This is a genomic window from Streptomyces sp. 796.1 (genome assembly GCF_047525675.1).
In the GTDB taxonomy this organism is placed as follows: Bacteria; Actinomycetota; Actinomycetes; order Streptomycetales; family Streptomycetaceae; genus Streptomyces.
The window spans coordinates 177,519-202,431 of the sequence record NZ_JBLIWA010000039.1 but is presented as its reverse complement, the minus strand read 5'-3'; the positions used below and the strand labels follow the sequence as shown (position 1 = coordinate 202,431).

The window sequence follows — 24,913 nt, the reverse complement described above, 5'->3', positions numbered from 1 at the left end:
GCCAGGCGTGGCGGCCGGTCTCGGCCGTATGCGGGGCGTTGGGCGCTCAGCCCGAGCCGACGAACATCACCAGCAGCAGCCACACGACCGGCGCCGTCGGAAGGAGGGAATCGAGGCGGTCCATGATTCCGCCGTGTCCCGGCAGCAGCGACCCCATGTCCTTGATGCCGAGGTCACGCTTGATCATCGACTCTCCGAGGTCGCCCAGCGTGGCGCTGACGGCCGCGGCGAAGCCGAGGATGAGCCCCTGCCACCAGGCCCCGTCGTCGACCAGGTACTCCATGCACAGCGCCCCGGCGACCATGGCGAAGGCCACGGCCCCCGCCAACCCCTCGCGCGTCTTGCCGGGACTGATGCGCGGGGCGAGCTTGGTCTTGCCGAGCTTCCAACCGACGGCGTACGCGCCGGTGTCACTGACCACGGTCAGGATGAGGAAGGTCAGTACCCGCTGCGGCCCGTCGTCGTCCGCGGCGAGCATGAGGGCGACGAAGGTGGCGAGGAACGGTACGTAGAAGGCGGCGAAGACACCGGCCGTCACGTCCCGGAGGTAGTTGTCCGGGGGCTCCGTCATGCGCCAGATGAGCACCGCGAGGGCCGTCAGCGCCATGGCGATCCAGGCCCCCTGAGCGCCCCGCAGGTACCCCGCGACCACCATGGCAGCGCCGCCCACGGCCAGTGGGACGAGCGGCGCCCGGATCTCCTTGCGTTCAGCGAGACGGGAGGTCAGCTCCCACAGGCCGACGACCACGGCGACCGCTATCACGCCGACGAAGAGGACCTTCTTCACGAACAGCGAGACGACGATGATCGCGCCAAGCCCGAGGCCCACTCCTATCGCGGCGCGCAGATCGCGTCCGGCGCGCTTCTTCTGCGGCGCGGCTGGCACGTCGGGGTGCTCCCTGGGCGTTGTGTCTGCATCGCCCCGTGCCGGCTCGTGAGCAGGCTCCGAGCCGGAACGGGGGGACGGGGCGGAGTCCTGCTCGTCGCGGAACAGGGGACCGCTCAGCCGAGCGGCCCCCTGGTCGTCCTGGTCTCCGCCGTTGTCGGGCACGATGGGCATGGGCCGAGTCTGCGCCGTATCGCCCGTCTCACGCACGGGACCCGCCGACGTCGAGGGCATTGCCCCGTGAAGCGAGGGAACGGGGCCCTGGTCGGTCGAGCCCGGGTGCCCGGCACGGGGCGGAGCCCCCCAGGATGAGTGGTTCATCAGACCTCAAGCAGCTCGGATTCCTTGTGCTTGAGCAGCTCGTCCACCTGCGCGACGTACTTCGCGGTGGTGTCGTCGAGCTCCTTCTCCGCGCGCCGGCCCTCGTCCTCACCGGTCTCGCCGTCCTTGACGAGCTTGTCGATGGTCTCCTTGGCCTTGCGCCGGACGCTGCGGATGGAGATCTTCGCGTCCTCGCCCTTGCCCTTGGCGACCTTGATGTACTCCTTGCGGCGGTCCTCCGTGAGCTGGGGGAACACCACCCGGATGATGCTTCCGTCGTTGCTCGGGTTGACGCCCAGGTCCGAGTCGCGGATGGCCTGTTCGATGTTGCGCAGCGCGCTCTTGTCGAACGGCGTGACCACCGCCATGCGCGGCTCCGGCACCGAGAACGACGCCAGTTGGTTGATCGGCGTCAGCGCCCCGTAGTAGTCCGCCACGATCTTGTTGAACATCGCCGGGTGCGCACGCCCGGTGCGGATCGCGGCGAAGTCCTCCTTGGCGACCACAACGGCCTTCTCCATCTTCTCCTCGGCCTCGAGGAGGATCTCTTCGATCACCACTTGCTCCTGGTGTTATCAGTAAGCAGAGCCTCGCCCCTGCGTGCGTCTTCTCCTGCACGGTGTCCGACCGGCAGGCCGTTGTCCATCCCCGCGTCGGGCACTTCCGACGGCCGGGAGTTGCCGTCCGTATGGCATCACGGACGGTCGTGCGAAGGCGGTACGGACCGTCAGTCCCGGTCGCCCTGGTCGCTGACGAGCGTGCCGATCTTCTCACCCTTCACCGCACGCGCGATGTTGCCCTCGGCCAGCAGCTCGAAGACGAGGATCGGTAGCTGGTTGTCGCGGCACAGCGTGATCGCCGTGGCGTCGGCGACCTTGAGGTCCTGGGTGATCACCTCGGCGTAGCCGAGCGCGTCGAACTTGACCGCGTCCGGGTTCCGCTTGGGGTCCGAGTCGTAGACGCCGTCCACGCCGTTCTTGCCCATCAGCAGGGCCTCGGCGTCGATCTCCAGGGCACGCTGAGCGGCAGTGGTGTCGGTGGAGAAGTACGGCATGCCCATGCCGGCGCCGAAGATGACGACGCGCCCCTTCTCCAGGTGTCGTACGGCACGGAGCGGGATGTACGGCTCCGCCACCTGCCCCATGGTGATGGCGGTCTGTACCCGGGAGTCGATGCCCTCCTTCTCCAGGAAGTCCTGGAGGGCCAGGCAGTTCATGACGGTGCCGAGCATGCCCATGTAGTCGGAGCGGGCTCGGTCCATGCCGCGCTGCTGTAGTTCGGCGCCGCGGAAGAAGTTGCCGCCACCGATGACGATGGCGATCTCGGCCCCGTCGCGGACGACGGCGGCCACCTCGCGGGCGATTTTGTGCACGACGTCTGGATCAACGCCGAGTCCGCCACCGCCGGCGAATGCCTCGCCGGACAGTTTCAGCAGGAACCGACGGCGCTTGGCCCCGTCGGCCTTCGAGTCGGCCTGATCGGCGTCCAGATTCATGGGAGATCTCCTCGTGCACATACGAAGGAGGCCACTGCCGGGATGGTCCTTGATCGACCTCTACGGCAATGGCCTCCTCGTCACATCTGCGACTAACCGGTGACGGTTAGCTGCGTACGACCCTATCGGGGTCGCTGGTCATTCGCTGCCCTGGCTCAGCCCCTGAGCCGGGCTGAATCCCGAAGTGAGCTCAGACGCCGACGCGGAAGCGCGCGAAACGCTTGAGCGAGACGCCGGCCTCGTCCAGAACCTTCTTGACGGACTTCTTGTTGTCCTTGGCGAACGGCTGGTCCAGCAGCACGTTCTCCTTGAAGAAGCCGGTGACGCGACCCTCGACGATCTTCGGCAGGGCGCCCTCGGGCTTGCCCTCCTCGCGCGCGGTGGCCTCGGCGACGCGACGCTCGTTCTCGACCGTCTCGGCCGAGATCTCCTCGCGGGTGAGGAACTTCGGCGAGAAGGCGGCGATGTGCTGCGCGACGTCCTTGGCGACCTCGGCGTTCTCGGCGTCCAGCTCGACGAGCACGCCCACCTGGGGCGGCAGGTCCGGGCTGGTGCGGTGCATGTACGCCGCGACGTAGCCGCCGGAGAACTGGGCGAAGCGGTCCAGGACGATCTTCTCGCCGAGGGTGGCGTTGGCCTCGTCCACGTACGCCTGCACGGTCTTGCCGGCCTCGATCTCGGAGGCGAGCAGCGCGTCGATGTCGGCCGGGGCGCTCTTGGCGACGTGCGCGGCGATGGCGTCGGCGACGGCGACGAACTTGTCACCCTTGGCGACGAAGTCGGTCTCGCACTTGAGCTCGACCAGCACGCCGGAGGTCTTGTCGTCGGCGATCAGCGAGACGACGGCGCCGTTGGTGGCGTTGCGGCTCTCGCGCTTGGCCACGCCCTTCTGGCCCTTGACGCGCAGGATCTCGACGGCCTTGTCGACGCTGCCCTCGGCCTCGTCCAACGCCTTCTTGCAGTCCATCATGCCGGCGCCGGTGAGCTCACGGAGCTTCTTGACGTCAGCGGCGGTGAAGTTCGCCATGGTCTGTGAATCTCTTCTCGAAAGGTCTCGAAAGGTCTCGAAAGATCTGTGATCTTACGGGTGGACGGCGGGGCGTCGCGTGACGCGACGCCCCGCCGCCGCCAGTCGTGACGCTGGGTGGAACGGGTGCTGGCCCGGTCCGCCGAGCGTTCGTCAGGCCTGCTCGGCGTCCGCGGCCGGGGCCTCGGCGGGGGCAGCAGCCTCGGCAGCCGGAGCCTCGGCAGCCGCCTCGGCGGGCTTGCCGGCCTCCTCGGCCTTCTTGGCGGTGTCGCCCTCAAGCAGGTCGCGCTCCCACTCGGCGAGGGGCTCGCCGGCGGCCTTGTCGGCCTTCACGTCACCGCTGGCGGCACCGGAGCGGGCGATGAGGCCCTCGGCGACGGCGTCGGCGATCACGCGGGTGAGCAGGGTGACGGAGCGGATCGCGTCGTCGTTGCCCGGGATCTTGTAGTCGACCTCGTCGGGGTCGCAGTTGGTGTCGAGGATGGCGACGACCGGGATACGGAGCTTGCGCGCCTCGCCGACGGCGATGTGCTCCTTCTTGGTGTCGACGATCCAGACGGCGCTCGGCACCTTCTGCATCTCGCGGATGCCGCCGAGGGTCTTCTCCAGCTTGGCCTTCTCGCGGGAGAGGACCAGGAGCTCCTTCTTGGTGAGGCCGGAGGCGGCCACGTCCTCGAAGTCGATGAGCTCAAGCTCCTTGAGGCGCTGGAGGCGCTTGTAGACGGTCGAGAAGTTGGTGAGCATGCCGCCCAGCCAGCGCTGGTTGACGTAGGGCATGCCGACGCGGGTCGCCTGCTCGGCGATCGCCTCCTGCGCCTGCTTCTTCGTGCCGACGAACATGATGGAGCCGCCGTGCGCGACGGTCTCCTTGACGAACTCGTAGGCGCGGTCGATGTACGACAGCGACTGGAGCAGGTCGATGATGTAGATGCCGTTGCGCTCGGTGAAGATGAAGCGCTTCATCTTCGGGTTCCAACGGCGGGTCTGGTGACCGAAGTGGACGCCGCTCTCCAGCAGCTCCCGCATCGTGACGACGGCCATGGCCGTACTCCTTGGATACTCGGTTCCCGCGGCGGCCGGGCGGCTGCCGCGCCTGACGCCCCGACGCGCCTGCCGCGAAAGGAAACCTTCCGAGGACCGAGGGACGCGGCCACCGGGCTGCCCGAAAAGGGACTGCTGCGCCGGTGGCGGGGCGTGCGAAGTCGACCCGGTGACCCGGATCGCCACCTGAAGTGTACGGGACCGCTACACCTGCGGGTGACGGCGTTATCCGCAAGCCGTGAGTTATCCACAGAAGACGACCATGATCACCGCAAGTTGCCGATTTGCGGCACGGTCGTCCCATGCGTATTTCCCTCAGCCCCCACCGGGCCAGCCAGGCCCTTCGCCACTTCTGCCGCCGTCTCCCCATCCCACGCGCCAGGCCCCGCTCACGCCGCCCCGGAGCCGGCTGCTTACGCTCCCCGCTGGTCCGCTGGCTGGCGACGGGCGCCACGGCGATCGGCCTCGCCGTGACCGCGTGCGCCGCAGTGGTGCGGGCCGAGGCCCATGGTTTCGAACAGAAACCGCAGGTCAGCACGGATCAGATCGCCGCCCCCGGGCCCGGGCTCGCCAGCAGCGGCATCACCGACCGCCCGGCCCCCACTTCCCGCCCCACGGCGGCCTCGCTCAAGGCCACCAGGACCAGCTCCCCATCCGGCACGCCTCAGACCGCCGCGCCCCGAGGGCCACGTCGGGGCGCCAGCGCGGTACGGAGCGGCGGCTCGCGCCCCGGTCCGGGCGTCGTCACGCCGGAGCGGGCTCCCCACCCCGGGCCGGACGTGCGGACACCGGCGCCACCGCGACGCCCGGCCCCGCTGGGATCCGCCACCGCCGACCGCGCCTGGCCTGTGGATCCGGGGCTCGGGGCGCTGCGCCCCACCGTCCTGCGTGGTCTGGAGTTGCCGCCCGAGCCGTGGGCGGCCGGCCATCGCGGCGTGGACCTGGCTGCCCGGACCGGCCAACCCGTACGGGCTGCCACCTCGGGCCGCGTCGTCTTCGCGGGCCGGGTAGCGGGGCGCGGGGTGCTGTCCATCGCGGTCTCAGCGAGCGGCAGCCCAGCGCTGCGTACGACGTACGAACCCGTGCGGGCGCTGGTGGCCAAGGGTGCGGAGGTGACTGCCGGACAGGTGGTGGCGGTGTCGGAGGCGGGCCCGTTCCACTGCCGCCCCGGATGTCTGCACTGGGGGCTGCGGCGCGGGGCGGAGTACCTGGACCCGCTGTCGTTGATGCCGCCCGCCATGCTGCGCCGTGGCCCGTCCCGGCTGCTCCCCGTCATCGGCGTACCGGAGCCGAGCGGCGCTGGTCAGCCGGCGGCGGTGCCCGCGCCAGGGCAGTCGGGCCGCTCCGAGTCCGTCCTCGCCACGGCGCACCGTCGGGGCATCACGTTCGAGCACGCTCGCTGCGCCCATCTGCACGACCCGACCGCTGGCCCCGTCCAGCAACGGGGCGAGCCGCCCGCTCTCAGCCGGAGCGCCCTGCGCAGGCAGGCGCGGTCGGTGTGGCCAGCAGCCGGCGGCGTACTCCATGCGGCGTTGGCGGGCGCGACGGCGGCCTGGGCGCGATGGCGGCTGGGGCGTCGTCAGTCAGCGGCCCGCCCGCGTACCCCGCACAGGGCCATGGCGACGGCCTCGTCCGTGATACGCCCGGGGTCCTCGGCGGCCCCGAGTTCGATGCGCCGTACGGCCGCGTCGACCACGCCCTGGAGCAGCATCGCCGTCAACCTGGGCTGCTGGTGTCCGAGCTCGCCCAACGCCTCGACGACCATGGCGATGAGTCCACCGTGGGCGGCCCGGATCTTCTCCCGGGCGCCCGAGTCCAGCTCGCCCGCGGAGATGGCGACCACGGCGCGGTGACGGCGGTCTCCGACCAGCGCCAACTGTTGTCGGACGTACGCCTCGATCTTGCCGTCAGCGGTGTCGGCGCGCTCCATCGCGGCCTCGACTTCCGCGGCCCAGACCGGGAAGTCCACCGCGCACAGTTCCTCGACCACCGCGGCGCGCGACCTGAAGTACTCGTAGACGGACGACCTCGCGAGCCCCGTCCGCTCGGCTAGGGCGGGGAACGTCAGCGCGTCGGTACCGCCTTCGGACAGCAAGGTACGAGCGGCGTCCAACAGGGCGCCGCGCTGCATCGTTCGGTGCTCGGCCACCGAGGCCGCTCGAATCCTGGGCACTCCCCCACTTTACGTATGCCCGGCACGCTCGACGATGCAGGAGGGACGATTCAGCGCCCGACGTCGGCCAGTTTCGCCCGGAGCTGGAGCACGGACTTGGTGTGGATCTGGCTCACCCGGCTCTCCGTGACGCCCAGCACCTGGCCGATCTCGGCCAACGTGAGGCCCTCGTAGTAGTAGAGCGTGACCACGGTCTTCTCCCGCTCGGGCAGGGTGCTGATGGCTCGCGCGAGCAGCCGCCGCAGCTCCCGGTCCTCGGCGACCTCCACGGGGTCGTCGGCCGCCTGGTCCTCCAGGGTGTCGCCGAGCGTCAGTCGGTCGCCGCTCTCGCCGCCGACGTGCAGCAACTCCTCCAGCGCCACCACGTTGGCCAGCGACAACTGACTGAAAACGGCATGCAGTTCGTCCACCCCGATGCCCATTTCGGCGGCGACCTCGGGCTCCGACGGCGTGCGTCGCAGCGTGGCCTCCAAGGTGGCGTAGGCACGCTCCACTGCCCTGGCCTTCTGCCGTACGGAGCGGGGAATCCAGTCCAGGGCCCGCAGCTCGTCGATCATCGCGCCGCGGATGCGCGTGATGGCGTAGGTTTCGAACTTGATGGCCCGGTCCGGGTCGAACTTCTCAATGGCGTCGATGAGGCCGAACACTCCGGAAGAGACGAAGTCCGCCTGTTCGACGTTGGCCGGCAGCCCCACGCTGACCCGTCCGGCGACGTATTTCACCAGGGGCGAGTAGTGCAGGATCAGTTGCTCCCGGAGCCTGTCGTCGCCCGTCGCCTTGTACGAACGCCAGAGCTCTTCGAGCGATGAGGGCACGGATGGCCGGACGGTGCCGCGCGCAGCGGGCGGCACCGTAGTGCGTTCAGACCCGGAGGTGTGCTGGGGCATGCGTCGTCTTGAGCCGTTCTGCCGTGACGTGGGTGAGGACGGGTGCCCGCGTCGGAATCCTTGTGAGCGTAGCGTGACTAATACGTCGCAGCGTGCGAGTGGCGAGGGTGGTGTGGTGCGCAGATTCGTTCCGTTCTCCGCACCTCAGAGTTACGGTCGCCGGCGCGGGCGGCGGCCGTAACGCCAGCTCCACAACGGCGTATACGGTCATCTCCCACACCCTTTCACCCAATTGCCGCAAATCAAGAACCGCCTCGCCGTGAGCTTCCCGTACGCCGCTCCGCTCGGGTCAACTCCCAACGGTCACGGGCCCGTTCGACGAAGCCGAGCGACAGCAATTCGTAGAGCTTGGTCAACGTTTCGTCGTGACTCATCCCTGCGCTGCGGGCCAGGGCACGGGTGTCGGCGGTCCCTCGTGCGGGCAGCGCGTCCAGAACGCGGCCGGCCGCCGGCGCCAGCAGGTCCCGCCCTACCACGGGGCCACGGCGGGCCGGCGCGAGGTCGCCCATGGCTCCGATCAGCTCCACGACCTCGTCGGCGTCGCTGATCAGCACTCCCTCCCCGCGCAGCAGCTCGTGCACCCCTTCGGAGAGTCCGCTGGTCACCGGGCCCGGTACGCCCATCACGCAGCGCCCGAGCCGCTGCGCCCACCGGGCGGTGACCAACGATCCGCTGCGGTACTGGGCCTCGACGACGACCGTGCCGCGTGTGAGGGCGGCGATGACGCGGTTGCGCAGAACGAACCGGCTGCGCGTCGGGTGACTGTCCGGCGGCAGCTCGGCCACCACCACCCCCTGCTCCGCCACCCGATCGATGAGCTCCGCGTGCCCGCGCGGGTAGGGGATGTTCACCCCTGAGGCGAGCACGGCGATGGTCGCCCCGTCGGCGCCCAGGGCCCCCCTGTGCGCCGCGCCGTCCACGCCGTAGGCCGCTCCCGAGGTCACCACCCAGCCCCGTTCGGCGAGTCCCGACCCCAGGGTGGCGGCGATGTGGGTCCCGTACTCGGTGCAGGCACGGGCACCGACCACGGCCACTGACCGCAGGGCCCACGTCCGCAGCGAAGCCCTGCCGCGCGCCCACAGGCCGATGGGCCGGGCGTCCCCGAGGTCGTCGAGCTGGCTGGGCCACTCCGGATCTCCGGGGCAGATGAAGCGCCCGCCGAGCGCCTCGACGGCCGCCAGGTCCGCCGCGGGGTCGAGCCGGTCGGCCCGTAGCGCGCAGCCGGCCAGGCGCCTGGGGCTGGCTCCGGGTGGCGGTGCGCACTCGCCGACCAGTGCACGCCACAGGGCGACCGGGCCGAGCTCACGGAGCCACCGGCCGACCGCCTCGTCCCCCGGCTCGGTCAGTCGGGTCAGGGCGGCGCGGGCCACGTGGACGGCGTCGGGGCCGGCTCGCTCCGCCTGTGCCGCCCGGGCGGACGCCGTGGCCGCGCTCGCGTCGTCGGCCGCTGCGGCCGGGCCCGGGGCGTTCATGCGATTCCCATCGGCTGTGGGGCGCCGCGGTTGACGCCCGTGCGTAGTTGCAGCGCCTGGATGACGTCCGCTTCCGTCGGCCGGTCGTGTCCGGCGAGGTCGGCCACCGTCCACGCCACGCGGAGCACCCGGTCGAGGCCGCGCGCAGTGAGCACCCCGCGCTCCATCTCGCGCTCCGCGGCTCGCAGTGCGCCCGGAGCCAGGTCCCACCGGGTGCGTAGCTCGTACCCGGGTACCGCACCGTTCACCGTCCACGGCGTCCCCGCGAAGCGCGCGCCCGCCCGCGCCTTCGCCTCCTGTACGCGCGCCGCCACGGTCGCGGTGCTCTCCGCGGCCCCCCGTTCTCCCGACAGCTCGGCCCGGCTCACGGCGCCCACCCGCACTCGTAGGTCAACCCGGTCGAGCAGGGGGCCCGACAGCCTGGCCTGGTAGCGGCGGATCACCGCAGGCGTACAGGCGCAGCCGTCTCCCGGCTGACCGTGTCGTCCGCACGGGCAGGGGTTGGCCGCCAGCAGCAGCAAAAACCTGGCCGGCATTCGCATCACGCCGGCCGCCCTGGCGACGACCACGTGCCCGGACTCCAACGGCTGGCGCAGGGCATCGAGCGCCCGCCCGCTAAATTCAGGACATTCATCCAGAAAAAGCACTCCGCGATGGGCCAGCGAAACGGCGCCCGGCCGCGGGATTCCGGCACCGCCGCCGACCAGGGACGCCATCGTTGCCGAGTGGTGCGGAGCGCAGTACGGCGGTGTGTCCAGGAGCGGCTTGCCGGGCGGGAGGACACCGGCGACCGAGTGGACCGCGGTGACCTCCAGGGCTTCCGACGGCGTGAGCGGCGGCAGAAGTCCGGGCAGCCGCTCGGCGAGCATGGTCTTGCCGGCGCCCGGCGGGCCCATCAGATAGAGGTGGTGGCCCCCTGCCGCAGCGATCTCCAGCGCCTTGCGGGCCCCGTGCTGACCTGCGACGTCAGCCAGATCCAGAGGTCGGTCTGCCCCTTGGCGACCGACGGTGCCCGTTCCCGCCCCCGCGCCGGGCAGCACCAGGCCGGCCAGCATGGGGTCGGGGCGTCCCTGCTCTGCCGGCTCCGGCTCGTCCGGTACCGGTGCGTCGGTCAGTACGGCGATCAGTTGCCGCAGGCTGCGCACGCCCAGTACGGACACGCCTGGTACGAGCATGGCCTCGGCCGCGGTCTGTTCGGGCACGACGACCTGTCGGTATCCGGCGTCGGCGGCGGCGAGCACGGCCGGCAGCACACCGCGGACCGGCCGCACCCTGCCGTCGAGGCCGAGTTCGCCGATCATCATCAGGTCGGCGATCTCCCGTGGGTCGATGAACTCGGCCGCCGCCAGGACGGCGCAGGCCACCGCAAGGTCGAAGCCGCTTCCCGCCTTGGGCACGGACGCCGGGCTGAGCCCCACGGTGAGCTTCTTCTGCGGCCACTCGGCGCCCGAATTGACGACGGCGGCGCGGACTCGGTCCCGGCTTTCAGAGAGGCTCTTGTCCGGCAGCCCGACCAGCGTGAATGCCGCCACCCCGGGCTCCAGGTCGGCCTGCACCTCGACGACGACCCCTTCGACGCCGACGAGCGCGACCGAGCATGTACGGGCGAAGCCCATCACGTCACCCCCCGTACGTGCTCGACCTGCGGCGCCCCGCGGCTGGGCAGTCGTACGCCGACGACGTCGATGCGCACACCGCCCTGGGGCGGTCCGCCGTGCTGGTCCAGCCAGCGCGCAGCCAGTCGCCGCAGCCGGTCGGCCTTGGCCTGGTGGACGGCGGCCATCGGGTCCTCGTACGGGCCGGCGCTGCGGGTCTTGACCTCGCAGATGACCAGTGCGTCCCCGTCCAGGGCGACGATGTCGATCTCGCCGTCACGGCAGCGCCAGTTGCGGGCCAGGATGACCATCCCGGCCGCCGCCAGTCGGCGTACCGCCAGCGTCTCGCCGTAAGCCCCGAGGGCGCGGCGGGCAGGGGCGGGGCGCCCGCCGGTGGGGGCCGGGTGGCGGCCGGCAGTGGGCGGGCGGGGTGGGACGGGTGGTCTGGTGGTCCCGGGGCGCGGCGGGCTGGCGCCGGCGCTGCCGAGGGACGGCTTTCGAGGGTTTCGCGGCATGAGTAATACCTCCGCCACCGACGGTGCCGGTTCTGCCGCGAAGTTTTGGATCTTGGTGGATAACTCAGACGCTGGGGATAACCCGCTCACCCGTGCGGGTGAAGAAACCTTCGTCCGGCCCTCGGTCGCCGAGGTCGGTCAGTTGTTGAAGCCCGATTCACCGGAGGTGAGGTCGAGGTCGTTCTTGTTGAGTTCCTCGATGTTCACGTCCTTGAACGTGAGGACGCGTACCTGCTTGACGAAGCGGGCCGGCCGGTACATGTCCCAGACCCAGGCATCGGCCATGGAGACCTCGAAGAACACCTCGCCCTGGACCGAGTGCACCTGCATCTCATAGTCGTTGGTGAGGTAGAACCGCCGCTCCGTCTCGATCACGTATTTGAACAGACCGACGACATCGCGGTACTCCCGGTAGAGCTTCAGCTCCATCTCGGTCTCGTACTTTTCGAGGTCCTCGGCGCTCATGGCATGTTCCCCTTCAGCCGTGCGTCCCCCCATTGTGCGTCAGGCGCGCTCCGTCTCAAGGATCACCGGCGCGCTCGGGGGCCCCTCGTTGAGCAAGGTGCGCAGCAGTTCAGCAAGTCTGGTCGGGTACACCGTCTCATGAGCGGCGAACAGTTCTTCGGCAGTCCACCAACGCAGGCCGTCGACACTGCGGCGCTCCAGCTCGGTCAGACCGCCGGTGCGGGTGGTCGTCTGTGCCGTTCTGGCCAGGTAGTACCACTCGTCCTGGTCCCAGCGGCGCCCGTCGAACGGGAAGGAGCACACCCGCTGCCAGATCACCGGCCCCAGTTGGACGTCGGTGATGCCCGTCTCCTCGGCCAGTTCCCGCATGGCTGCCTGTTCCCGGTCCTCGCCCGCCTCGACGCCGCCACCGGGGGTGAACCACCAGGTCGACGACGGATCGCTGGGCTCGAAGCCGTGCATGAGCAGGATGCGGTCGTCCGGGTCCAACAGGATCACCCGGGCGACCTTGCGCAACTCGGGCGCGTGGTGCGCCACGCCCTCCGGTATGTCGTCAGCCATTGCTCCGCGCCGTCCCCTTCCCGCCTCGTGGCCCCTCCGCGGGCGCGTCGCCCGTGGTGGACTGGCCGGCTGCCGGTGCTCCGGGAGCCGCTGCGGCCCCGCGCCCCGTGCCCCGCGCCGGTGCGTTCCGGTCGGTGCCGGTCCGCCGGCCGGGCACGGCGGCCCCGTGCTCCGTGCCGCCCCGTGCCCCGTGCGCGGTAGCGCTCCGTGCCCCGTTTCCAGCACCCGCACGGGGCGGCTTGCGCGTACCGCGGGTCAGCCGCGCCACCGGGCCGTACGCGGCTCCGCCGAGGATCAGGGCCGCCCCGACCACCACCATGCCGGTGATCAACTGGAGCGGTCCCTGCTCCGAGGCGCCGCCGGGCAGCGTGTTGAAGCCCGTCGCCTGCTCCAACATGCCGAGGGAGCTCAGCGGCCACACAGCCGCCTCCACGCGCGCGTCCACCGCCTTGCGCGGCACGGTGCCCTGGCTCCCGTCGGTCAGATGGCGTCGGGAGTCCACCGAGGTGTCGCGATTGTCACCGAGCAGGAAGAGCTGGTCCGCTGGGACTATCGCGGAGAACGTGCTCGGCGAGGCCGGCCTCTGGTGTGCCAGGTAGGGCTCGTCGACGGCCTTGCCGTTGACCGTCAGCCGACCCTGCGGGTCGCAACAGGCGACCTTGTCGCCACCGACCCCGACCACCCGCTTGACCATCGGCAAGGAACCCCATACCGAGTCGCGGAAGACCACGACGTCGCCCCGGTGCACCTCGCTGCCGTCGATGCGCTGAGCCAGCACCCGGTCGTCCCTGGCGATGGTCGGTGCCATCGAGTCGGTCGGCACGGTGTAGGGCCGGTAGAGCACCGCGCCCCACCCGAAGCCACCGAGGAAGAGCACGCAGCCCAGGGCGACGGCCACACCCGACACCACGCTGCCACGGCGGGTCTGGCCGTCGCTCCTCCGTCGCGGTCCGCCCATCGCCGTCTCCCCTCGCCCGACACCGCCCGTACCCGGGCCCCACGGCCCCGTACCCCCTCCGCGCCGGTCCTCCGTACGATCCCCGTACGGCGCTCCCTGCGACGTGGGCCACGGCCCGCGCCGCGCGCGCAGGTCCGCACCTTACCCGGCGGTATGGGAGTCGTCAGCTCTTCCGTTCCGCCTTCTTGATCAGTCGGCGGCGGCGCAGCAGCACCAACGGCAGGGCGCCGGCGAATCCGACCACCGTCGGCGTCAGCGACGCGGCGCCCAGCCCGGACTGGCTGAACGTGTCCGGAACCGGCAGTGTGCCCCAGCGGTTGATCGGCCACGCCTTGACGATCGCCCGGCCCACGACCTCGTCGGTCGAGATGGTGCCGTTGTCCAGGTTCTGGTGGTAGCGGGAGTCGAGGGAGTCCTGGCGGTGGTCGCCCATCACCCAGATCCGGCCCTCGGGGACGTGGATCGGCCCGAACTCCTTGTCACCGCACGGGGTGTCCCCGGGGAAGATGTACGGCTCGTCCAGCGCCTTGCCGTTGACCTTGACGGGGCCGTCCTGCTTGCACTCCACCGTGTCGCCGCCGACCGCGATCACGCGCTTGATCAGGTCCTTCTCCTCGGCCGACGGCATCAGGCCGATGAAGCTGAGGACCTTCTGGATGCCCTCGGCGACCGGCCCGGAGTCGGACTGCGGCGCCTCGTCCAGCCAGCCGCCCGGGTCGTGGAAGACGACGACCTCACCGCGCTCGGGCTCCGAACCGAACCACGGCGTCAGCTTGTCCACCAGCACCCGGTCGCCGCGCTGCAAGGTGTTCTGCATCGAATCCGAGGGGATCGAGAACGCCTGCACCAAGAAGGTCTTGATCAACAGGGCCAGCAGCAGTGCGATGCCGATGAGGAGCGGCAGTTCCTTCCAGAAGGACCGGTGCTTCGCACGTTGCTTGCGCGCCTTCTGTTCCTCGTCCTCGCTGGTCGCAGAGGCGCCCACCGGTGCCGCGTCCGCGCTGGAGGGAGCCGGTGCATCCGGGGCGCCCTGCTGCTCGGTGCCGTCGGGGCGCAGGTGCTCGCCCTCGCGCGCGTCCCCGCGCGACGCCTGCTGGCCCCCCTGGCCGGGCTCCTCGGGGCCACCGGCCCGGCCCGCGGCGTACTGGGGCTCGGCCTCGGGCGCCCCGCTCACGGGTGACTCACCGGGCTGCTCGGGTCGCCTTTCGGGCTCTTCGTGTCCGGATCGTGCGCCGACCGCCAAATCCCCCACATCCACTCCTCTTGCCGCGCTGCTGCCTGCCCCAGGTCCGACGCAGGCCCACCAACCCCATAACGAGCGGGAGTTCCGCAAGGGTCGGGAGATGGGTCAATCCTTGCGCTTCCGGAGAAAGCGCAGGGCCGGAGGACACACTATGCGGAGCACCGCCCGCCGGGGACGGAGCGTCACCCGCATCGCGTACGGCGGCGAAGGGCTCCGGCTCCGCCAGCCGCCGCCAGTGGCCGATCGGCCATGCGATCACCACGGCCTTGCCCACCACCAGGTCCTCGGAGATCGTGCCACGCCCCTCGTCGTCGAGGTGGTAGCGCGAGTCGGCCGAATTGGAGCGGTGGTCCCCCATGACGAAGATACGTCCCTTCGGCACCCGCACCTCGAACTTCAGCTTCGACGGTGGGTTGTCGGGGTGGACGTACGGCTCGTTCAGCGGGATGCCGTTGACGGTGATCCGCCCTTGCGCGTCGCAGCAGCGCACCGTGTCGCCGCCGACGCCCACCACCCGCTTGATCAGGTCCTGCTCGTCCGCAGACGGCAGCAGGCCGATGAAGGTCAGGAACTGCTTCGCCTGTTTGATGCCCACCGGATCGTCCCCGCTGGGCTTGTGCTCGTTCTCCAGCCAGCCGCCGGGGTCCTTGAAGACCACGACGTCACCGCGTTCGGGCTTGGCACCGAACCAGGGGGTGAGCTTGTCCACCAGCACCCGGTCGCCGATCTTGATCGTCTGCTCCATCGAGCCGGACGGGATCACGAACGCCTGCACCAGGAAGGTCTTCAGCACCAGCGCGATCAACAGCGCCACTGCGACGAGCACCGGAATCTCCCGGATGGCCGAACGCCGGCGTCTGCGCTTGATCCGCTGGGCCGCCCTGCGGCGCTCCGCCCGGCCCCCCGTGGCACGGGGCGGCAGCGGCCCGCCATCGGCCCCGTCCACCGCCGCGTCGTCGTCTGCCGCGGCCCCGTCCGATGCGGTCAGGTCTTCCGGTCCCGCGGGCTCCTCAGCAGCCACGCCCACCCGCGCGCGCGTAGCAGCGCCCTCCGGCGGCACCGGGCCCGTCGCCACCGGAGGGCGCGGAGGCGCAGGGGGCGGCTGCTGACCGCCCCGCTCCGGGGCGCCGTGCCGGGGCTCGTACGGAGCGCCGTACGGTACGCCGGGGCGCTCCGCGTGGGACGCGGGCGGGGGCCAGGTCGGGCGGGGTCCCACCGGCGGGACCTGGGGCTGGTGGACGGCGGCTGCGGGGTGGGCCGGCGCAGCCCCACTCGGGGTGGGGCTACGCCGGCCTACCCCGGGCGCGGCGCCGCCGGCCGCGGCGTTCCCTGCGGATCCGCTCGGGGCGGCCTCCGCCGGACTCTGCCCGACGCCGGCGGCGCCGTACCAGGGATCGGTTCCACCGTGGCGGCCGGGCGTCGTACGGTGCGCCCCGCCGTCTGCCGCGAACGGCCCCGCGCCGTGCTCCGTCCCCAGGCCCCGCGCTCCGTGCCCCGGTGCCCCCCGCCCCGTCGCTCCGTGCTGCGCCGCTCCGTGCCCCGTACGGGGCACCGGCCCGGCCCACGGGGGCGCAGGCTCCTCCGGCGGCTCCGGGGGACGGTGGCCGGGGCCCGGGCGCCCGCGGTCACCCATCGCCACGGGCCGATCCGTGCGCGGCGCCGGGCTCCGGTACGCGCGCGAAGACGTCGGGTCGGTGCAGCGAACGCAGCCGGTTCAGCGGCCAACCGATCCAGTCGGCCCGCCCTATCACCTTGTCCTCGGGCACGTAGCCGCCGCCCGGCGCGCCGAGGCGGTCGCGGGAGTCCCGTGAGGCGCTGCGGTGGTCGCCCATCACCCACAGCTTCCCCTCCGGCACCACGATGTCGAAGGGCACCTGGGAGGGGGCGTCCCCGGGGTACAGGTAGTCCTCGTCCACCGGCTGGCCGTTCACCTTGATCCTCCCCCGCTTGTCGCAGCAGGTGACGCGGTCACCGCCGACGCCCACCACCCGCTTGACGTAGTCGGTCTCGGCCGGTTCGGCCAGGCCGACCGCCGCGAAGGCCGAGCGCAGCAGTGATGTGACGGGGTTGCTCGACGGTTCCTCTTCGACGAAGGAGCCGGTGCCGTCGAAGACCACGACGTCGCCGCGCTGCGGCGCATCACCGAAACGGTACGCCAGCTTGTTGACCAGCACCCGGTCTCCGACCTTGAAGGTGTTCTCCATCGACGTGCTGGGGATGAGGAACGGCTGCACCACGAAGGCGCTGAGCAGGGCGACACAGGTCACGCAGACGGCGGCGAGCAGCCCCACCCGGCGCCACGGGCCACCGCCGCTCAGCCACGAGAAAAGCGCGAAGCGCGACCGCTGCTCCGGACCCGCTACGGGGTCGGGAGAGCGATCGCGCTCCGAAATCTCTGCGTCGGTGTCCATCGGGCCCAGAGCCTATCTGGCCAGTCTGTGACCGCCCGGCACACGCTCGACTCAGTTGTCGCGCTTCTCCTTGATCTTCGCGGCCTTGCCGCGCAGGTCACGGAGGTAGTACAGCTTCGCACGGCGGACGTCACCGCGGGTCACGAGCTCGATCTTCTCGACGATCGGGGTGTGCACCGGGAAGGTGCGCTCGACGCCGACGCTGAAGCTGACCTTGCGGACGGTGAAGGTCTCACGCACGCCGGAGCCCTGGCGGCGGATGACGACGCCCTTGAACTGCTGCACACGGGAGCGGTTGCCCTCGATGACGCGGACGTGGACGTTGACGGTGTCGCCCGGGCGGAAGGCCGGGATGTCGCTGCGCAGCGACGCGGCGTCGACGTTGTCGAGAAGGTGCATGACCGTCTGCTTTCTTCGCCCATGCCACAGGTCATGGACGGGATTCGAAATGTTGATGGGGGTGCCGCTCCGCCGGACGAGCGTCGTTCCCCCTGTGGCAGGGGCGCGCGCTGGGCGGACAACAGCGGCCTATTCTTCCACGACCGTCGCCGGTGGCCCAAATCGGCCGTCGGGACCCTGCTGCCAGCCCAGGGCGGCGAGGATCGCACGGTCGCCCTTGTCCAGTGTGGCGGGGTCGCACCGCTCGATCAGGTCGGGCCGGTTGCAGGCCGTGCGCCGGAACGCCTCGTCGCGGCGCCAGCGGGCGATCTTCCCGTGGTGCCCGCTGACCAGCACGTCCGGGATGGTCCGGCCGCGCCACTCGGGCGGCTTGGTATAGATCGGACCTTCCAGCAGGTCAGCCATGGCACCGGGGGCGAAGGAGTCGTCGCGGTGCGAGTCGGCGTTGCCCAGTACGCCGGGCAGCAGGCGGGCGATCGCCTCCGTCATCACCAACACCGCCGCCTCGCCGCCAGCGAGCACGTAGTCGCCGATGGAGACCTCGTACACGTCGAGCCGGTCGCCGTACTCGTCGATGACGCGGCGGTCGATCCCCTCGTACCGCGCAGGGGTGAAAATCAGCCATGGGCGCTGGGAGAGTTCCACCGCGATGGTCTGGGTGAAGGGGCGCCCGCTGGGGGTCGGCACCACCAGGACGGGGGCGGCCCCGTCCTGCTCCGTACCGGAGCCGAGCACCTCGTCCAGCGCCTCGCCCCACGGCTCGGGCTTCATGACCATGCCGGGGCCGCCGCCGTACGGGGTGTCGTCCACCGTGTTGTGCCGGTCGTGGGTCCAGGTGCGCAGGTCGTGGACGCGTACGTCCAGTTGCCCGCGGGCGCGCGCCTTGCCGACCAGCGAGACGTTCAGCGGCTCCAGGTATTCGGGGAAGATCGTGACGACGTCCAGCCGCATCAGGCGCCGTCCCCACCGCGCGCGGTCTCGGCCTGCCCCTCGTCCAGCAGGCCGGGGGGCGGATCGATGACCGCCCGCTGCTCCGTGAGGTCGATCTCGGGGACGATCTCCGAGACGAACGGCACCATCACCTCGCTGCCGTCGGGGCGCCTGACGATGAAGAGATCCTGGTACGGCAGGTGGGAGATCTCAGCGATGCGGCCGACGGGTGTGCCGTCGACGGTGACCACGTCCAGGTCGATCAGTTGGTGGTCGTAGAACTCCTCGGGGTCATCGGGGACCTCCTCGGGGTCGACCTCCGCGATCAGCAGGACGTTGCGGAGCGCCTCGGCGCCCGTACGGTCGCTGACGCCCACGAAGCGCAGCAGGAGTCGGCCACTGTGGACGCGGCCGGTTTCGATCGTCAGCGGCCCCGCCGATGCGGGCTCCGTCGCGAGTACGGCGCCGGGCGCGAGCCTCAGTTCCGGCTCGTCGGTCCGTACCTCGACCGTGACCTCGCCCTTGATGCCGTGGGCGCGACCGACGCGTGCGACTACCAACTGCACTGTGCGTTTCCTTCTCTGCCGCCGCGCGGGCTACGCGGGGGTGGTGGATCAGACGGGAGGGGGCGCGAGGCCGACCGACGCCCGGGCCCTACGCCACGGAGCGCGGGGCGGCGTGGTGCGGGCGGTACGGGCTCCGAGCACCGCTCCGCGGAGCGTGCGCCCGAGGGCACCGTGCGCCCCTGCACGCCTTGCGCCGCTGCACGCGCTACGGAGCGTACGGGGCGGGAGTCGGGTCGTACGGGCCACCACCTCACCGTAGCCCGCGAACGCGGCACGGGCCGGGGACGACAGTCAGCCGTCCCCGGCCCGTGCCGGTGCTCACTCGCTTTTCAGCGGACCTGGTCCACGTCGACGAGGTCGACCCGGATGCCTCGGCCGCCGATGGCGCCCACGACGGTGCGCAGGGCGCGCGCGGTACGGCCGTTGCGGCCGATCACCTTACCGAGGTCGTCGGGGTGCACCCGAACCTCAAGGACGCGCCCGCGTCGCAGGTTGCGCGACTCGACCTGCACGTCGTCGGGGTTGTCGACGATGCCCTTGACCAGGTGCTCGAGGGCTTCCTCGAGCATCCTCAGGCCTCGGTGGACTCGGTGGACTCAGCAGCCGGGGCCGCCTCGTCCGACTTCTTGTCAGCCTTCTTCGCCTTCGGGGTGATCGCCTCACCCTTGGGCTCGTCACCGGCGTCCTTCGCCGCAGCCTCGAACAGCGCGCTCTTGTCAGCCTTGGGCTCAGCGACCTTCATCGGCTCCGGAGCCGGCAGGCCCTTGAACTTCTGCCAGTCACCCGTGACCTTGAGGATGGCCGCGACCGGCTCGGTCGGCTGCGCGCCAACGCTGAGCCAGTACTGCACGCGCTCCGAGTCGACCTCGATGCGCGAGGGGTTCTGCACCGGGTGGTACAGGCCGATCTCCTCGATGGCCCGGCCGTCACGGCGGGTGCGGGAGTCGGCGACGATGATGCGGTAGTGAGGCGCGCGGATCTTGCCCAGGCGCTTCAGCTTGATCTTGACTGCCACGGGAGTGGTGTCTCCTGGTCTTGACGTGGTTGAGCACTTCGCGTGCCGCGTGGGGTTGCGGTACTTGAGCGCCCGATGGACGCGTCAGCCGGAGGAGAGAGGGGTCCTGTTCGACTGTCGAGTACAGCTCGCTATTGTGCCACACCGCTGCCGGTCAGCCGACCGCGACCACCTCGGGGATGCGGAAGGGCTTACCGCAGCCACCGCACATGATCGGGGCCTGGGCCAGGACCGATGGGACGACTCTCACATTGCGTCCGCAGTCGCACACCGCCTTGACACGCACCCCGCCACCGGACGACCCGTGCCGCGCGGCGGGGCCGCGGAAGCTACGGGCGGTGTCGGAGGCGGTCGCCACGGTGTGTGCCTTCAGTGCGCGCTGGAGCCGCTCGGTAGTCGGGCGGTAACGCTTTCTCGCTTCTGGGTTCAGGGTGACCAGCGAGAAGCCACTGCTCGGGTGCGGCTCCTCGGCGTGATCGAGGCCCAACTCCTCGGCGATCGCCAGGAATCGGCGGTTGTGGTAGCGGCCGGCACGCGAGGTGTCACGAATGCCGCGGGCTGCGGCGATCCCGTGCACGGCCTCGTGCAGCAGCCGTTCGAATGAGAGCTCGTGGCCACAGGCGGACGACGACTCTCCGATCAAGGATTCGGGCGCGGCGAGATCCGGCAGCTCGGGGTGGTGCCGTTGAATGTCGGCCCACGCCAGCGCCAGTTCCGCGGCGAGAACAGGTGGTGTCGTGCTCACGTCGTGACAACGAGCGGTGGCGGCTGGGTGTTCCGATTCCGGGCATCCCAAATAATTTGCACGTACCAGTCGGTTCACGCTGATGCCTCCTGACGAGGGCGGGTGCGCAGATCTGCGGAGGAGCGGCACGGTGCGCGTCAAGCCGGTACGTACCGGTGCGTACGCCCCGGCGTCCAGGCACCGTCCGCACCTCAGACGAGCGCCGCACGCTCTCACCACGCGCCCGCGGCACTGTCAGTCGCTGCGCCGGCTCCGCGCGCCTTCAGCCACGGCCCGCGCGCCTCGAACGGTGCCCCGTCGCGCTGGGCCATGACGCCGTCCAGCCGTGCTCCGTTGCAGCACGGCTGGAGCCCGGACGTCGACTCGTGCGCCGATCGGTCGCTTCCCGCCGAGGGAGCCCGCGTCAGTAAGAGCGGGCGACGATGGCGACCGTACCGGGAGCATCGTCCGCGTCCGGCACCGAACCATCCTCGGCGATCAAACACCGTACGGATACAGCCTGTTCAGCCAGTTTGGCTTCGCCTTCGGGGCCGAGCTTCGCCCACGGAATGCGCGCCCAGCCACCCGCGGTGGCGGCCTGCGCGGCCTCGTCGAGGGTCGACACGTCAGCAGTGCGCTCCTCCCGACGGGTGCGGGACTGCTGGAGCAGCAGCGCCTGGTCCTCTTCGAGGATGCCGGGCAGCGTCTGGGGCAGGGTGTCGGCGCGCACCGGCTCCTTGCCGCCGGGGATGCGCCGGGCCAGCATGGCGGTGCCGTTCTCCAGGTCGCGGGGGCCGATCTCGATCCGCACCGGTACGCCCTTGAGCTCCCAGTCCACGGCGCGGCGCCCGAACGGAATGTCGACCCGGTCGTCGACCTGCACGCGGATGCCGGCGGCGGCCAGCTTGTCGCCGAGTGCGCGCACCGCGGCGACGGACTCCTCACCCTTGATCGCCAGGACGACGGCCTGGACGGGGGCGAGACGGGGCGGGACGCGCAGGCCGCTGTCGTCACCGTGCGACATGATCAGCCCACCGACCATGCGCGTGGAGACGCCCCACGAGGTCTGCCAGACGAGCTCGCGGCCTCCGTCGGCCGACAGGTACTGGGTGTTGAACGCCTTGGCGAAGTTCTGCCCGAGCTCGTGGCTCGTGCCGAGCTGGAGGGCCTTGCCGTCCCCCATCATGCCTTCGAGGGTGAGCGTGTTGATCGCCCCGGCGAACCGTTCCTTGGCGGTCTTGCGGCCGAGCACCACGTCGATGCCCAGCACGTTCACCATGAAGTCGGCGTAGACGTCGCGGTGGATGCGTGCGGCGTACTCCCGCGCGTCCTCGTACGTGGCGTGCGCCGTGTGGCCCTCTTGCCAGAGGAACTCTGAGGTGCGCAGGAACACCCGCGGACGCATCTCCCAGCGCACCACGTTGGCCCACTGGTTGATCAGCAGGGGCAGGTCGCGGTAGCTCTGCACCCACTTCGAGAAGTACTCGTTGATGATCGTCTCGGAGGTGGGTCGCACCACGACCGGTTCTTCGAGCTCCTTGCCGCCCCCGTGCGTGACGACGGCGAGCTCCGGCGCGAACCCCTCGACGTGCTCGGCCTCACGCGTCAGGTACGACTGCGGGATGAAGAGCGGGAAGTACGCGTTGGCCGCGCCCGCCGCCTTGATCCGGTCGTCGAGCTCCCGCTGCATCCGCTCCCAGAGCCCGTACCCATACGGTCGGATGACCATGGTGCCGCGCACGGGGCCGTTGTCGGCCAGTTCGGCCTTGTTGATCAGATCCTGGTACCAGCGCGGGAAGTCGTCCGCCTGGGGCGTGAGAACGGGAGCTTTTGCCATGGCGCAGATCGTACGGGGCGACCGGCACAGAGCGTGAATCGCACCGGGACTCCGGGGACGGGGTGAGGCTCCGGGGACGGGGTGGGGGACGGAGCCGGGCTCACCCTTGCCGGCACGAGGCACGGGGCTGCGCCGCCCGCCCCGTGCCCCGTGCCCCGTGCCCCGTGCCCCGTGCCCCGTGCCCCGTGCCCCCGGCGAGGATCGGCGCCCCGAGCCAACAAGGACGAGCCCTGATTCCGCGGCCTCGCGCGCGAGGCTGCTCCGTGCTCCGTGCTCCGTGCTCCGTGCTCCGTGCTCCGTGCTCCGTGCTCCGTGCTCCGTGCTCCGTGCTCCGGCAGGAGGGTCATGCACGGTAGGTCGGTGGAGCGACGGTGGGCGGGGCGTGTCCGTGGCAGGGCATGCACGAGCGCCGTGGTCCCCGATCGGTGTGCGGGGCCACGGCGCTCGGTTGTGGTGATCGGGGTTACTGCTGGGGCGGGAGCATGTCCCGGAACTCCTTGGGGAGCTCGAAGGAACTCGCGTCCTTGCCTGCACCCGGCAGACCGAACGCCTCTCCAGGCTGCGCGCCCGCACCTGCTCCCGCCGCGCGGCGCTCCGCAGCGGCCTGTTCCTCGGCCTTGCGCTTCATGGGGTTACCGCTGCGCTGCTTGCCCTTGGCCTTCTTCTGCGGCTTGCCCTTCTTCCGCGAGCCGCCGCCCATGCCCGGCATCCCTGGCATCCCCGGCATGCCGCCGCCCTGAGCCATCTTGGACATCATCTTGCGCGCCTCGAAGAAGCGCTCGACCAGGTTCTTGACGGCGCTGACGTCCACACCGGAGCCGCGCGCGATGCGGGCACGGCGCGAGCCGTTGATGATCGTCGGCTCCTGCCGCTCGGCCGGGGTCATCGACTTGATGATCGCGGCCGTACGGTCGACGTCCTTCTCGTCCAGGTTGTTGATCTGGTCCTTGATCTGCCCCATGCCGGGGAGCATGCCGAGCAGCTTGGAGATGGAGCCCATCTTGCGGACCTGCTCCATCTGCGCCAGGAAGTCGTCGAGCGTGAACTCCTTGGGGCCCTTCGCCAGCTTGGCCGCCATCTTCTCGGCCTCGGCCTGGCTGAAGGTCTGCTCGGCCTTCTCGATCAGGCTCAGCATGTCGCCCATGCCGAGGATGCGGGAGGCCATGCGGTCCGGGTGGAACGCGTCGAAGTCGTCGAGCTTCTCGCCGTTGGAGGCGAACATGACCTGGCGGCCGGTGACGTGCGCGATGGAGAGCGCCGCACCACCGCGGGCGTCACCGTCGAGCTTGGAGAGCACGACGCCGTCGAACCCGACGCCGTCGCGGAACGCCTCCGCGGTGTTCACCGCGTCCTGGCCGATCATCGCGTCGACGACGAACAGGACCTCGTCCGGACGCACCGCGTCACGGATGTCGGCTGCCTGCTGCATCAGTTCCTGGTCGATACCGAGGCGGCCGGCGGTGTCGACGATCACCACGTCGTACTGCTTCGACCTGGCGAACGCGACGGAGTCTTCGGCGACCTTCACCGGGTCGCCCACTCCGTTGCCCGGCTCGGGGGCGTAAACGGCCACGCCGGCGCGTTCGGCGACGACCGAGAGCTGGTTGACCGCGTTGGGGCGCTGGAGGTCACAGGCGACCAGCAGGGGCGTGTGCCCCTGCGTCTTCAGCCAACGGCCGAGCTTTCCGGCCAGGGTGGTCTTACCGGCACCCTGGAGACCGGCCAGCATGATCACGGTCGGCGGCGTCTTGGAGAACCGCAGCCGCCGCGTCTCGCCGCCGAGGATGCCGACGAGCTCCTCATTGACGATCTTGATGACCTGCTGGGCGGGGTTCAGCGCCTGCGAGACCTCGGCGCCGAGCGCCCGTTCCTTGACCTGCTTGATGAACGCCCGGACGACGGGGAGCGCGACATCCGCCTCAAGGAGCGCGATACGGATCTCGCGCGCCGTGGCGTCGATGTCCGCCTCGGACAGGCGCCCCTTGCCCCGGAGGTTCTTGAACGTCGCTGCGAGGCGGTCGGAGAGGGTATCGAACACGGCGGTCGCGAGTCCTTCTTGTCGAAGTCGATTCGGCGGTTGACCCCCAAGGGTATCCGCCCGGTCCGACGTGGTCTGCCCCGCGGCCCGCGGCCGACTGTCCGACACCGGCGGTTACGGCGCGCTCACGGGACCCGTACGGGGCGCAGACCGACGGCTCCGCGCCACCACTCAGACTTGCCGGAACGGACTACGGGGCCACCTCAATCCCCGTGCCCCGTGCCCCGTGCCCCGTGCCCCCAGCGAGGATCGGCGCCCCGAGCCAACAAGGACGAGCCCTGATTCCGCGGCCTCGCGCGCGAGGCTGCTCCGTGCTCCGTGCTCCGTGCTCCGTGCTCCGTGCTCCGTGCTCCG

At 70.8% G+C, this 24,913-nt stretch carries 22 protein-coding genes and 3 pseudogenes; 1 reads left to right on the top strand and 24 read right to left on the bottom strand.

Going from position 1 to position 24,913, the window contains the following annotated elements:
- Positions 1-46: 46 nt before the first annotated feature.
- The 5 genes from ACMA1D_RS24695 to rpsB all read right to left on the bottom strand — a co-directional run bounded on the left by ACMA1D_RS24695 (position 47) and on the right by rpsB (position 4,770).
- A complete protein-coding gene (locus ACMA1D_RS24695) occupies positions 47-1,207 on the bottom strand; it encodes a phosphatidate cytidylyltransferase (protein WP_414726186.1) in 1,161 nt (386 codons plus the stop codon).
- On the bottom strand, positions 1,207-1,764 hold the full coding sequence (frr, locus tag ACMA1D_RS24690; protein ID WP_349997183.1) for a ribosome recycling factor: 558 nt from the start codon (positions 1,762-1,764) through the stop codon (positions 1,207-1,209). The genes ACMA1D_RS24695 and frr overlap by 1 nt, the downstream gene beginning before the upstream one ends.
- Before the next feature lie 170 nt (positions 1,765-1,934).
- Positions 1,935-2,702: a UMP kinase gene (gene pyrH / locus ACMA1D_RS24685; RefSeq protein ID WP_349997184.1), complete on the bottom strand. Its 768-nt coding sequence runs from the start codon at positions 2,700-2,702 to the stop codon at positions 1,935-1,937.
- A gap of 190 nt (positions 2,703-2,892) precedes the next feature.
- Positions 2,893-3,729 carry a translation elongation factor Ts gene (tsf, locus tag ACMA1D_RS24680; RefSeq protein ID WP_414726185.1) on the bottom strand — a complete coding sequence of 279 codons (837 nt, stop codon included), beginning with the start codon at positions 3,727-3,729 and terminating at the stop codon, positions 2,893-2,895.
- 153 nt (positions 3,730-3,882) lie between these two features.
- Positions 3,883-4,770: a 30S ribosomal protein S2 gene (gene rpsB / locus ACMA1D_RS24675; protein ID WP_349997230.1), complete on the bottom strand. Its 888-nt coding sequence runs from the start codon at positions 4,768-4,770 to the stop codon at positions 3,883-3,885.
- 302 nt (positions 4,771-5,072) lie between these two features.
- Between rpsB and ACMA1D_RS24670 the strand changes: the two are divergent.
- Positions 5,073-5,927: pseudogene (locus ACMA1D_RS24670) on the top strand (M23 family metallopeptidase); the annotation flags it as partial.
- 422 nt (positions 5,928-6,349) lie between these two features.
- Here the strand turns inward: ACMA1D_RS24670 and ACMA1D_RS24665 are convergent.
- The 19 genes and pseudogenes from ACMA1D_RS24665 to ffh all read right to left on the bottom strand — a co-directional run bounded on the left by ACMA1D_RS24665 (position 6,350) and on the right by ffh (position 24,559).
- Positions 6,350-6,919, bottom strand: a complete 570-nt coding sequence (locus ACMA1D_RS24665; RefSeq protein ID WP_414726227.1) for a TetR/AcrR family transcriptional regulator — start codon at positions 6,917-6,919, stop codon at positions 6,350-6,352.
- A 74-nt stretch (positions 6,920-6,993) separates the two neighbouring features.
- A complete protein-coding gene (gene whiG / locus ACMA1D_RS24660; RefSeq protein WP_349994332.1) occupies positions 6,994-7,830 on the bottom strand; it encodes an RNA polymerase sigma factor WhiG in 837 nt (278 codons plus the stop codon).
- Positions 7,831-8,072: 242 nt separating this feature from the next.
- Positions 8,073-9,302, bottom strand: a complete 1,230-nt coding sequence (dprA, locus tag ACMA1D_RS24655; RefSeq protein ID WP_414726184.1) for a DNA-processing protein DprA — start codon at positions 9,300-9,302, stop codon at positions 8,073-8,075.
- Complete coding sequence (locus ACMA1D_RS24650) at positions 9,299-10,918, bottom strand: YifB family Mg chelatase-like AAA ATPase (protein WP_414726183.1); 1,620 nt, start codon at positions 10,916-10,918, stop codon at positions 9,299-9,301. The genes dprA and ACMA1D_RS24650 overlap by 4 nt, the downstream gene beginning before the upstream one ends.
- Positions 10,918-11,271: pseudogene (locus ACMA1D_RS24645) on the bottom strand (YraN family protein); the annotation flags it as partial. The gene ACMA1D_RS24650 and the pseudogene ACMA1D_RS24645, both read right to left, overlap by 1 nt.
- A 279-nt stretch (positions 11,272-11,550) precedes the next feature.
- On the bottom strand, positions 11,551-11,877 hold the full coding sequence (locus ACMA1D_RS24640; RefSeq protein ID WP_349994335.1) for a DUF2469 domain-containing protein: 327 nt from the start codon (positions 11,875-11,877) through the stop codon (positions 11,551-11,553).
- Positions 11,878-11,916: 39 nt separating this feature from the next.
- Positions 11,917-12,438, bottom strand: coding sequence for an NUDIX hydrolase (locus ACMA1D_RS24635; RefSeq protein WP_414726182.1), 522 nt, complete (start codon positions 12,436-12,438; stop codon positions 11,917-11,919).
- Positions 12,439-12,649: 211 nt separating this feature from the next.
- Positions 12,650-13,396 (bottom strand): annotated as a pseudogene (gene lepB, locus ACMA1D_RS24630) (signal peptidase I); the annotation flags it as partial.
- Between the two features lie 163 nt (positions 13,397-13,559).
- Entirely contained in the window at positions 13,560-14,648 is a 1,089-nt protein-coding gene (gene lepB / locus ACMA1D_RS24625; protein WP_414726181.1) for a signal peptidase I, read from the bottom strand.
- Positions 14,578-15,585 (bottom strand): signal peptidase I, encoded by a 1,008-nt coding sequence (gene lepB / locus ACMA1D_RS24620; RefSeq protein WP_414726226.1) that lies wholly within the window; start codon positions 15,583-15,585, stop codon positions 14,578-14,580. The genes lepB (ACMA1D_RS24625) and lepB (ACMA1D_RS24620) overlap by 71 nt, the downstream gene beginning before the upstream one ends.
- Positions 15,586-16,264: 679 nt before the next feature.
- A complete protein-coding gene (lepB, locus tag ACMA1D_RS24615) occupies positions 16,265-17,050 on the bottom strand; it encodes a signal peptidase I (protein ID WP_414726180.1) in 786 nt (261 codons plus the stop codon).
- Between the two features lie 51 nt (positions 17,051-17,101).
- Positions 17,102-17,449: a 50S ribosomal protein L19 gene (gene rplS, locus ACMA1D_RS24610; protein ID WP_349994499.1), complete on the bottom strand. Its 348-nt coding sequence runs from the start codon at positions 17,447-17,449 to the stop codon at positions 17,102-17,104.
- 129 nt (positions 17,450-17,578) lie between these two features.
- Complete coding sequence (trmD, locus tag ACMA1D_RS24605) at positions 17,579-18,400, bottom strand: tRNA (guanosine(37)-N1)-methyltransferase TrmD (protein ID WP_414726179.1); 822 nt, start codon at positions 18,398-18,400, stop codon at positions 17,579-17,581.
- The gene (gene rimM / locus ACMA1D_RS24600) at positions 18,400-18,945 is read right to left on the bottom strand and encodes a ribosome maturation factor RimM (RefSeq protein ID WP_414726178.1); all 546 of its coding nucleotides are present in this window, start codon (positions 18,943-18,945) and stop codon (positions 18,400-18,402) included. Before rimM ends, trmD begins: the two co-directional genes overlap by 1 nt.
- A gap of 329 nt (positions 18,946-19,274) precedes the next feature.
- Entirely contained in the window at positions 19,275-19,514 is a 240-nt protein-coding gene (locus tag ACMA1D_RS24595) for an RNA-binding protein (protein WP_414726177.1), read from the bottom strand.
- A 2-nt stretch (positions 19,515-19,516) separates the two neighbouring features.
- Positions 19,517-19,960 carry a 30S ribosomal protein S16 gene (gene rpsP, locus ACMA1D_RS24590; RefSeq protein ID WP_176164355.1) on the bottom strand — a complete coding sequence of 148 codons (444 nt, stop codon included), beginning with the start codon at positions 19,958-19,960 and terminating at the stop codon, positions 19,517-19,519.
- Positions 19,961-20,114: 154 nt separating this feature from the next.
- Positions 20,115-20,705, bottom strand: coding sequence for a hypothetical protein (locus ACMA1D_RS24585; protein WP_349994505.1), 591 nt, complete (start codon positions 20,703-20,705; stop codon positions 20,115-20,117).
- Between the two features lie 403 nt (positions 20,706-21,108).
- The gene (gene proS, locus ACMA1D_RS24580; RefSeq protein ID WP_414726176.1) at positions 21,109-22,521 is read right to left on the bottom strand and encodes a proline--tRNA ligase; all 1,413 of its coding nucleotides are present in this window, start codon (positions 22,519-22,521) and stop codon (positions 21,109-21,111) included.
- 463 nt (positions 22,522-22,984) lie between these two features.
- Positions 22,985-24,559, bottom strand: coding sequence for a signal recognition particle protein (gene ffh / locus ACMA1D_RS24575; RefSeq protein ID WP_414726175.1), 1,575 nt, complete (start codon positions 24,557-24,559; stop codon positions 22,985-22,987).
- Positions 24,560-24,913 lie beyond the last annotated feature (354 nt).

What these genes read in the sequence shown, in the direction of transcription:
- rplS (WP_349994499.1), bottom strand. Translation starts at nt 17,449, where the DNA reads ATGCACCTTCTCGACAACGTCGACGCCGCGTCGCTGCGCAGCGACATC.
- trmD (WP_414726179.1), bottom strand. Translation starts at nt 18,400, where the DNA reads ATGCGGCTGGACGTCGTCACGATCTTCCCCGAATACCTGGAGCCGCTG.
- ACMA1D_RS24695 (WP_414726186.1), bottom strand. Translation starts at nt 1,207, where the DNA reads ATGAACCACTCATCCTGGGGGGCTCCGCCCCGTGCCGGGCACCCGGGC.
- dprA (WP_414726184.1), bottom strand. Translation starts at nt 9,302, where the DNA reads ATGAACGCCCCGGGCCCGGCCGCAGCGGCCGACGACGCGAGCGCGGCC.
- proS (WP_414726176.1), bottom strand. Translation starts at nt 22,521, where the DNA reads ATGGCAAAAGCTCCCGTTCTCACGCCCCAGGCGGACGACTTCCCGCGC.
- whiG (WP_349994332.1), bottom strand. Translation starts at nt 7,830, where the DNA reads ATGCCCCAGCACACCTCCGGGTCTGAACGCACTACGGTGCCGCCCGCT.
- ACMA1D_RS24635 (WP_414726182.1), bottom strand. Translation starts at nt 12,438, where the DNA reads ATGGCTGACGACATACCGGAGGGCGTGGCGCACCACGCGCCCGAGTTG.
- ACMA1D_RS24640 (WP_349994335.1), bottom strand. Translation starts at nt 11,877, where the DNA reads ATGAGCGCCGAGGACCTCGAAAAGTACGAGACCGAGATGGAGCTGAAG.
- ACMA1D_RS24650 (WP_414726183.1), bottom strand. Translation starts at nt 10,918, where the DNA reads ATGGGCTTCGCCCGTACATGCTCGGTCGCGCTCGTCGGCGTCGAAGGG.
- pyrH (WP_349997184.1), bottom strand. Translation starts at nt 2,702, where the DNA reads ATGAATCTGGACGCCGATCAGGCCGACTCGAAGGCCGACGGGGCCAAG.
- rpsB (WP_349997230.1), bottom strand. Translation starts at nt 4,770, where the DNA reads ATGGCCGTCGTCACGATGCGGGAGCTGCTGGAGAGCGGCGTCCACTTC.
- tsf (WP_414726185.1), bottom strand. Translation starts at nt 3,729, where the DNA reads ATGGCGAACTTCACCGCCGCTGACGTCAAGAAGCTCCGTGAGCTCACC.
- ACMA1D_RS24595 (WP_414726177.1), bottom strand. Translation starts at nt 19,514, where the DNA reads ATGCTCGAGGAAGCCCTCGAGCACCTGGTCAAGGGCATCGTCGACAAC.
- lepB (WP_414726180.1), bottom strand. Translation starts at nt 17,050, where the DNA reads ATGGACACCGACGCAGAGATTTCGGAGCGCGATCGCTCTCCCGACCCC.